7 protein-coding genes are annotated in these 8,613 nt (G+C 36.6%); 3 read left to right on the top strand and 4 right to left on the bottom strand.

The window, feature by feature from the left end; all coding sequences use genetic code 11:
- The 3 genes from purL to ABY905_RS10655 all read left to right on the top strand — a co-directional run.
- On the top strand, nucleotides 1-2,383 hold a 2,383-nt coding region (gene purL / locus ABY905_RS10645; RefSeq protein WP_372643487.1), incomplete at its 5' end, for a phosphoribosylformylglycinamidine synthase.
- Between the two features lie 128 nt (nucleotides 2,384-2,511).
- Nucleotides 2,512-2,910 carry a hypothetical protein gene (locus tag ABY905_RS10650; protein WP_372643490.1) on the top strand — a complete coding sequence of 133 codons (399 nt, stop codon included), beginning with the start codon at nucleotides 2,512-2,514 and terminating at the stop codon, nucleotides 2,908-2,910.
- 103 nt (nucleotides 2,911-3,013) lie between these two features.
- On the top strand, nucleotides 3,014-5,839 hold the full coding sequence (locus tag ABY905_RS10655) for a T9SS type A sorting domain-containing protein (protein WP_372643492.1): 2,826 nt from the start codon (nucleotides 3,014-3,016) through the stop codon (nucleotides 5,837-5,839).
- A gap of 60 nt (nucleotides 5,840-5,899) precedes the next feature.
- On the opposite strand, the gene ABY905_RS10660 is transcribed toward ABY905_RS10655, so the two are convergent.
- The 4 genes from ABY905_RS10660 to ABY905_RS10675 form a co-directional block, all read right to left on the bottom strand.
- The gene (locus ABY905_RS10660; protein WP_372643495.1) at nucleotides 5,900-6,142 is read right to left on the bottom strand and encodes a hypothetical protein; all 243 of its coding nucleotides are present in this window, start codon (nucleotides 6,140-6,142) and stop codon (nucleotides 5,900-5,902) included.
- Nucleotides 6,143-6,199: 57 nt separating this feature from the next.
- The gene (locus tag ABY905_RS10665; protein ID WP_372643498.1) at nucleotides 6,200-7,228 is read right to left on the bottom strand and encodes an ATP-binding cassette domain-containing protein; all 1,029 of its coding nucleotides are present in this window, start codon (nucleotides 7,226-7,228) and stop codon (nucleotides 6,200-6,202) included.
- Between the two features lie 39 nt (nucleotides 7,229-7,267).
- The gene (locus ABY905_RS10670) at nucleotides 7,268-7,966 is read right to left on the bottom strand and encodes a GTP-binding protein (RefSeq protein ID WP_372643500.1); all 699 of its coding nucleotides are present in this window, start codon (nucleotides 7,964-7,966) and stop codon (nucleotides 7,268-7,270) included.
- A gap of 85 nt (nucleotides 7,967-8,051) precedes the next feature.
- The coding region (locus ABY905_RS10675) for an ABC transporter substrate-binding protein (RefSeq protein ID WP_372643503.1) at nucleotides 8,052-8,613 on the bottom strand (562 nt) is incomplete at its 5' end.

Here is an 8,613-nt window from a genome sequence, read left to right on the forward strand (position 1 = left end):
GGCTGAATCTGATCACAACCCAATTGTTTCAATTCACGATCATGGTGCTGGTGGTCACTTGAACTGTCTATCAGAATTAGTTGAAGAAACTGGTGGTAAGATCGATCTTAACGCTCTTCCTGTTGGTGACCCTACTCTATCTGCAAAAGAAATTGTTGGTAATGAGTCTCAAGAAAGAATGGGATTGGTTATAGGAAAAGATGATGTTGATTTATTAACTCGTATCGCAGATCGCGAACGAGCTCCTATATACACTATTGGTGAAACAACTGGCGACATGCGTTTCACTTTCGAAGATAAAAAAACGGGACAGAATCCTATCGATTTAGGTCTTTCCGAAATGTTTGGTAAGCCACCAAAAACAGTTATGACTGATGAAACTGTGGTTGAAACTTTTGCAGAGGTTGCTTACGACGCTGATAAATTGGAAGATTATCTAGAAGAAGTTCTTCAATTGGAATCTGTTGCTTGTAAAGACTGGTTAACTAATAAGGTTGACCGATCGGTAACAGGTAAAATTGCCATGCAGCAATGTGCTGGTCCTCTTCAATTACCTTTAAATAATTTAGGAGCTGTTGCTCTTGACTTCCAAGGTGAAAAAGGGATTGCCACTTCTATCGGACACGCTCCTGTTTCAGCTCTGGTTGATTCAGCTAATGGTTCTCGTCTTTCTATTGCAGAGTCGTTAACCAACTTAGTTTGGGCTCCAATTGAACAAGGTATCAAAGGTGTTTCACTTTCAGCTAACTGGATGTGGCCTTGCAAGAATAAAGGTGAAGATGCTCGTCTTTATAAAGCTGTTGAGTCGATTAGTGAATTTGCTATTGAACTTGGCTTAAATGTTCCTACTGGGAAAGACTCATTATCGATGACTCAAAAATATGGTCAGGACGATGTAGTTTATGCTCCAGGAACTGTAATTATTTCAACTGTTGGTGAAATTGTTGACATCAATCGCATGGTTAGCCCTGTGATGAAGAATGTTGCAAACTCACACTTACTACATATCGATTTCTCAAAAGATGCTTTCCAATTGGGAGGTAGTAGTTTCGCTCAAATCGTTAACAAACTAGGTAAAACAACACCTAATGTAAACGATGCGAAATATTTCGCGAAGACTTTCGAAACACTTCAACAACTTATTCTAGATAGAAAGATTCTTGCTGGTCACGATATTTCTTCTGGTGGTATGGTTACTGCTCTACTTGAGATGTGTTTTGCTGACAATAAACTTGGAGCTTCAATTAATCTTGATGAGATCAAAGAAACTGACTTAATCAAAGTTCTATTTAGCGAGAATCCTAGTGTTATCATTCAAGTTGAGGATATTGACTCAGTAAGCAAAGTTCTTACCGAAACTGGAATTATCTTCCATAAAATTGGAACACCAGCAGAAGCAGGTAAGATGTCAATTACTAAGGCAGATAAAAACTTATCACTTGATATTGCATCATTACGTGATCTATGGTATAAAACATCATACCTATTAGATCGCAGTCAATCTGGTAATGACTTAGCTTTAGAGCGTTTCAAATCATATAAAGAGAATAATCTGAGCTACAAATTCCCTGAGAATTTCACTGGTAAGTTTGACCAGTATGGTATCGATCCTAAGCGTAAGACCAAATCTGGTATCAAAGCTGCTATCATCCGTGAAAAAGGTGTGAATGGCGATAGAGAGATGGCTTGGATGATGCATTTAGCAGGAATGGACGTTAAAGATATTCATATGACTGACTTGATTTCTGGTCGCTCTGATTTCTCTGATGTTAACATGATTGTTTTTGTTGGTGGTTTCTCTAATTCAGATGTTTTAGGTTCGGCTAAAGGTTGGGCTGGAGCTTTCCTTTATAATGAGAAAGCTAAAAAAGCTCTCGAAGATTTCTACAAGCGTGAAGACACTTTAAGTTTAGGCGTTTGTAATGGTTGTCAGTTAATCTCTGAGCTAGGCTTAATTTACCCTGAACATGAAAAACACCCTAAGCTGATTCACAATGAATCTCATAAATTCGAATCTGGCTTTGTGAATGTTGATATTGCACAAAACAATTCAGTCATGCTTTCGACCCTTGCCGGAAGTCGATTGGGTATCTGGGTTGCTCACGGGGAAGGTAAGTTCAACATGCCTTACGGAGAGGATAAGTACCAGATTCCGATGAAGTACAGTTTCAAGGATTATCCTGCTAATCCAAATGGTTCTCCATTCAAAACTGCAGCTATTTGTTCTGAAGATGGTCGTCATTTAGCTATGATGCCTCATTTGGAACGTGCAACATATCCATGGAATTGGGCTTACTATAATGAAAGTAGATTAGAAGATGAATTAAGTCCTTGGATTGAAGCTTTTGTTAACGCAAGAAAATGGATTTCAAAACATAAATAATTAAATATCCATATATTTAGAAGCCCTCTTTCCTATTGGAAAGAGGGCTTTTTCATTTACAATAAATATATTTATTTTTAGTTTTTTTTCATACCTTGTGCTTCGAACTAAGCAAATCGAATAATACCATGAAGCACTTTGCACTACTCATATCCATCCTATCTATCACATTTTCATGCGCTAACCAGAAAGACACAAGTAAGAAATCCGTGTCAGATTCTGCTCAAGTAAGTAAAGAGATTCCAATCAATAAACCCAAATTCTCACCAGGAACGCTTGCTCTAAACATAAAAATAAAAAATATTATTTCTCATGATAGTTACAGAGAGATAATTGCAACTGTAGAAAAAACATTAGGTTCTGGTGCCGGAATAATTGGTGTCTATTCAATAGGACAAGAAGTATCCTTTGAAAGCAAACGTGAGTTTAAACTAGAAGTCAATTCAACACACAGTTTCCTTTTTAAGGAAACCCAAACCATGGACAATAATAAGAGGATTTTAAAATTAATTAGGGAAATAAAGTAATTACACAATCCAATTGATGAACTTCAATACAGACTATAACTAACCATATTAGTCTATTACAAGAAAATCATTTAGGCCTACTAACCACTAACAAAAAAAACGAATGGCAAAACATCTACTTTTAGGTACAGCATTTTTTGTAGTTTGCTCCTTATCTGGATTAGCACAAACAAAAAATATTGTTATTAACGAAAACACCTACAAAAAGCTTACTGCTCCTGGAGTGAACCATGTAAGGATGGCAAAAAAAGCTGATCAACGCAAAGGAATCATTCGTGTCAAAGATGCACCACACGAACGAATAATGTTTGAGAAATTAATAACTCAAAATCCCAAAACAGGAGAACTTCCAGCTAACTTTCGTGAAAGAGAATTAAAATTCCTATCTGATAATAAAAATCAATTCGTTTCCAGAACAAAATCTCAAGAGGTAGACTGGAAGCAAACAGGTCCTTATAATGTAGGGGGAAGAACAAGAGCTCTTGCTATTGATATCACTAACGACAATATAATCTTGGCAGGTGGTGTTACTGGTGGCATGTGGCGCTCAGAAGATGGTGGTGAATCGTGGACTAAAACGACCACAACTACAGATCATCAATCTGTTACTGCTGTTGCTCAAGATCCTCGTGAAGGCTTCACCAATATTTGGTATTATGCGACTGGGGAATACTCAGGTTCTGCTGGTGCAAGTGGAGCATTTTATTCTGGGGCTGGGGTATTCAAATCAATCGATAGTGGAAAAACCTGGACCAAAATTGCAGCAACGGATACTGATGACACACCACTTTTCACAGAAACAATTGATATCTGTTGGAATATATGTGTTGATCCTTTAAACGGTGATGTCTATCTGGCAACATATGGTAAAATTTGGAGATTAACCGATGTAGGCGAAGTTGCAACTACAGTTTTAACTAGTAAGCCGCTCGCTGATGATAAATGGGCTTCAACTACAGATATACTTTGTACTCCAACAGGCGTTAAATATGCTACTATAAGTAGTGGTGGAACAGTTAATGGTTTTTACAGATCAACAACTGGAAACATTGATGATTGGAAAGAAATAACACCAGAAGGTTTTCCTACAAATTTCGATCGTACCGTTTTAGCTTATGCTCCTAGTAATGAAAATGTTTTATATTTCTTATCACAAACACCTGATGGAGGTTTTGAAGGCCATAGCATTTGGAAATTGACAATAGATGGTGAAACATATACATGGGAAGATCGATCGGAAAACCTTCCCGCTCAAGATCCTGATGCTGTAGCAGGATATAAATCACAAGGTTCATACAATATGGTCATCAAAGTGGCTCCTGATGATGAAAACATGGTTTTTGTTGGTGGAACAAATCTGCATCGTAGCGACGATGGTTTTGAAACCAAGACTAAAACATTCTGGATTGGTGGGTATGCTACTGAAAATAATGTAAGTCAATACGACAATCAACACCCAGATCAACACGCATTAGTATTTTTTAATGATGGGAAAACACTTTTAAGTGGCCACGATGGTGGTATTAGCAAAACCTCTAACTACAAACAAACTGAAGATTCTGGTACTGAAGACAATATGGATAGTCCTTCAGTAAAACCAGTTGACTGGGTATCATTAAATAATGGCTATCTAACCACTCAAGCCTATACAGTTGGAATAGATGCTAAAGATCTAGAATCCTTCGAAATACTGACCGGTTTCCAAGATAATGGCACGTGGTATACTTCAAAAGAAGGAGACGTACACAAAAAAAATTGGATGCAACTAGGGAGTGGTGACGGTTCATATTGCAGTATGCACAACAGTTTAAATGGCTATATCACTTCATCACAACGAGGTCGTATTTATTTAAATGCTTACAATACCGTAGATAAGGAATGGGAGTGGACTCGAGTTGATCCTGATGGTGTTGATTCTGATGATGTATTATTCATCAATCCATATGAAATAGACAGCAATAATGAAGCTATCATGTTCTACGCTGGAGGAACGGATATATGGAGAAATACGGATATTTATAAAATTCCTAGATTTTCAAATGATGCAGCTAGTTTAGGTTGGGAGAAAATTGAAGGCACAAATGTTACAGGTAAAATTTCAACTATAAAATCATCTACTCTTCCTGCCAACCTATTATATTTTGGAACATCAGAAGGGAAAATTTACAAAACGATAAACTCTCATACAAACCAATCAGTTACTACTGAAATCACAGCTTCTATAATGCCAGAAGGTTATGTAAGTAGTATTGAAGTGAATCCTGCAAATGCTGAATATGTTTATGCGACTTTCTCTAATTACGAAGTAGAAAGTATTTTCTTTTCGAAAGATGCAGGAGATACATGGACTGCCGTTTCAGGAAATCTAGAAATCACTAAAGAAAGTAAGAATATTGGCCCATCAGTAAGATATATGAACGTTGTAAATGCAGAAAATGGACCTATCTACTTTGCAGGAACTAGCATTGGTTTATATATGGCTACCGAACTTAATTCAAATACGAATTGGACTCAGCTTTCAGAAGATAAAATTGGAAACACAGTTGTGAACATGGTAAAAACACGAGAAGATGGCTTTATCGTTGTAGGATCGCATGGTAATGGAACTTTTCATGCAAATATAATTCCTGGCGAACCAACAGTTGATCCAGCTGGACCACTTGTAAGTATTGACGACATGGATGAAACAAATGCCAGACTTAGTATTTATCCTAATCCTATGGTTAATGAAAGTCGCATTGCTTTTCCTAACAAGGATAATGAAAGTTATAGATTAATTGTTATTGACGCTTCTGGTCGTGTTGTTCGAATTATTGAAAACATTACTGGAAACAACGTGATAATAAACCGGGAACAATTGAAACCTGGTATTCACATCATCAATCTTGAAGGTGAAAAAGTATATAATGGAAAACTACTTGTGAAATAAATTTCAAAACCCTTTAATCTAAAAAGACCTAAAAGCTAAATGCCTTTAGGTCTTTTCATTTTAATAGCCCACACCTGCAGCCATAATATTATTTGGGTCGAAAGCATGACAAGGCGTTACACCGTGAACCATGTCACATTTAGGGCAATGTCCTTCGAATTCCTCCATGGTGAATGTTTCCTTGCAACCATGACATTCAATATCCAATGGCATTGGCATCAACTGTTCTGCAAATCCCATCATTCTGACTTTATCAACTACTTGTTGACCATTTTCGAAACTTCCTGCGCATCCGTCGTGCATAATATCTATTTTTTTGTGTTAGTTCGTAATTTTATAATTTAGGAGTGAAATATCAACCTAAAAGCCAATATCTTCTTTCTTAATAATCTCACCTTCACGTAATCTGTTTCTCATTTTTTGAACAACAGAATCCATTCTTTCAAGATCGCCTAATAACTTCTGCTCCTCTTCACTGGTTTCAATCACTTTGTGAATTCCACCATTTTTGATAACGATACGTTTATCACCCATAAGCGCCAAAATTGGATCATGGGTTGCCATTAAAACAATCTTTTCTTCACCAACTAATAAATCTAAGGCACGTTTTCTATCGATACCTGCATTCTCAATTTCATCAATCAAGACAATAGGTGATTTACTAAGAATAGCCGTATCTGCAATCATTAATGCTCTCGATTGTCCGCCACTTAAACTTGTAATTGGGGTTGATAATTCAAACTTCTCTCCTGCCAAGTCGTTAGCTTGTGCAAAAATCTTATTAATCACACTTTCAATATCCTCTACCAAACGAGACTGTGCATGTAACTCAATAAATTCATAAACCGTTAAATCCATCACAAAGTTCATGTTCTGTGATAATTGAGCTACCAATTTATTTCCAGAATTCAAACGCCATTTTGAATCACCAACTTCTCCATTGATTAGCACTGAACGCGAAGTTGGTGTGTCACCTTTAGCAACCCATTCAATATCGGCCAATAATCGACTTTTACCTGAGCCAGTTGGTCCTACAATACAAACAATTTCACTCTTCTTAATTGTTAGTTCACCAAACTGTTCAGCTTCACCAGACTTATTAGTTCCAGGTAATAATGTGATACTATGAACGCCATCATCCTCATCTTCACCAAGAAACTCAAGCATCTGATCAATATAAATACACATTGATCCTAGAACCTGTGACCTATCCATGGCTCTATTCTCCTGCTCCTCCTCTTCATCAAGGAAGTCGAGGTAATTCACAAGTTTGATATCTAAATTCCCATTTAATTCCAATGTATGCTCTTCGAAAAAGCCTGGTAAGAATGGGTATTTCTCAAATAAATCGGTAAGAGTTTTGCTCTGTATATCGTTAATTGTAATCATTTTCTAAATCTAAATTGGTTAATTGAAATCCTCAACAATCTATTTCTTATCACTCAAGTCAATTTTTCGAACATTACCCATTTGGTAAGATTCTCCAATTCGGGTTTCACCCAAACAATATGAACAAAGTGCAGAGGGCATTGAGAATCTCAACTTCTCCCCAACAAGTGTTTTAACTTCAACCTTTTCATCATACAAAAGAGTACTCAATTCATATGCACCTTGTCCTGTTAATCCATTCACGTGCATAATTGTAGCACCAGGATTTACTGTATTAACTCTTGAAGCAAATACTTCACGCTCGGCCTGAGAAACGATATCACCCTTTGTAATAATTACAATGTCGGCCGTTTTGAGCATAGGTCCGATTTTCTTTGGTGTATTAATACCACTCAAATTATCGATAACACACACTGCGGTAACAGTCTTTATATATGGAGAACAACGGTTGCATAAACCAGCACTCTCGGTAATCAAAAGATCCAATCCTTCTTTTATACCCCACTGAGTTACCTCTTCGATATTACTCACGAAATAATGGTCAGGACAAAGTGAACCAGAAAGTCCCTTCTTAACTTTTACACCTGATTTTTCATAAAGAATATCATCATCGGTATACAAACAATCGAATTTCACAACACCTACCTTTAAACCACGCTTTTGAACGGAATCAATTGTCTTTAAAATAACGGCTGTTTTCCCTGATGAAGGAGGTCCTGATACAGTAACTAGATTCATATCTTAAGATTATATCTGTTAAAATTATGAGTTAATGCGAAGCTTATGCTTGCTAAATTGTGACCTAAAATTAATCAATTCTAAATTAAGATTGAGGTGTAAAGCTTAATGGTCCCAAATTTTTAAAGCTGTTATCTTTGATTGCTTTATTAAATATACCTTCACACTTAACGATTAACTCTCCAATATTGTTTGAGTTGATATAATCCCAACCCAACCACATAAATTTATTTTCCTTTGGAAGTCTATTATCAACTTCAGGATTTATACTTGGAAACAGTCCCTGATGTGAAAGAATTTCACCAACAGCTTTTGAAGCGAAAAAATCAATAACATCCTGAGTTTTGTCCAATTTATCTTTTTTAGTCAACATGAAAATAGGACTAATAATAGCGCCATCTTCAGGCCAAACGGCAAGCATGCTTCCACCCTCTTTTATCATCTTGGTAAAGAAATAAGGCATAATTGTAATCGCTGGGCGATTTTTCTTTTTGTTATGCGATTTTACCATTTGAGATGGGTGCATACTCTCCAACAAACATTCTCCTAATCCTTTTACGCCCTCTTCGCCATAAGCCTTATAAATGTGAAGCAGCATCGAATTAAACAAGTCAAAATCACTAATAGGAAGACTCACGCTATTTTTA

The organism is Ancylomarina sp. (assembly GCF_041555295.1).
GTDB lineage: Bacteria > Bacteroidota > Bacteroidia > Bacteroidales > Marinifilaceae > Ancylomarina.

What these genes read in the sequence shown, in the direction of transcription:
- ABY905_RS10650 (WP_372643490.1), top strand. Translation starts at nt 2,512, where the DNA reads ATGAAGCACTTTGCACTACTCATATCCATCCTATCTATCACATTTTCA.
- ABY905_RS10655 (WP_372643492.1), top strand. Translation starts at nt 3,014, where the DNA reads ATGGCAAAACATCTACTTTTAGGTACAGCATTTTTTGTAGTTTGCTCC.
- ABY905_RS10660 (WP_372643495.1), bottom strand. Translation starts at nt 6,142, where the DNA reads ATGCACGACGGATGCGCAGGAAGTTTCGAAAATGGTCAACAAGTAGTT.
- ABY905_RS10665 (WP_372643498.1), bottom strand. Translation starts at nt 7,228, where the DNA reads ATGATTACAATTAACGATATACAGAGCAAAACTCTTACCGATTTATTT.
- ABY905_RS10670 (WP_372643500.1), bottom strand. Translation starts at nt 7,966, where the DNA reads ATGAATCTAGTTACTGTATCAGGACCTCCTTCATCAGGGAAAACAGCC.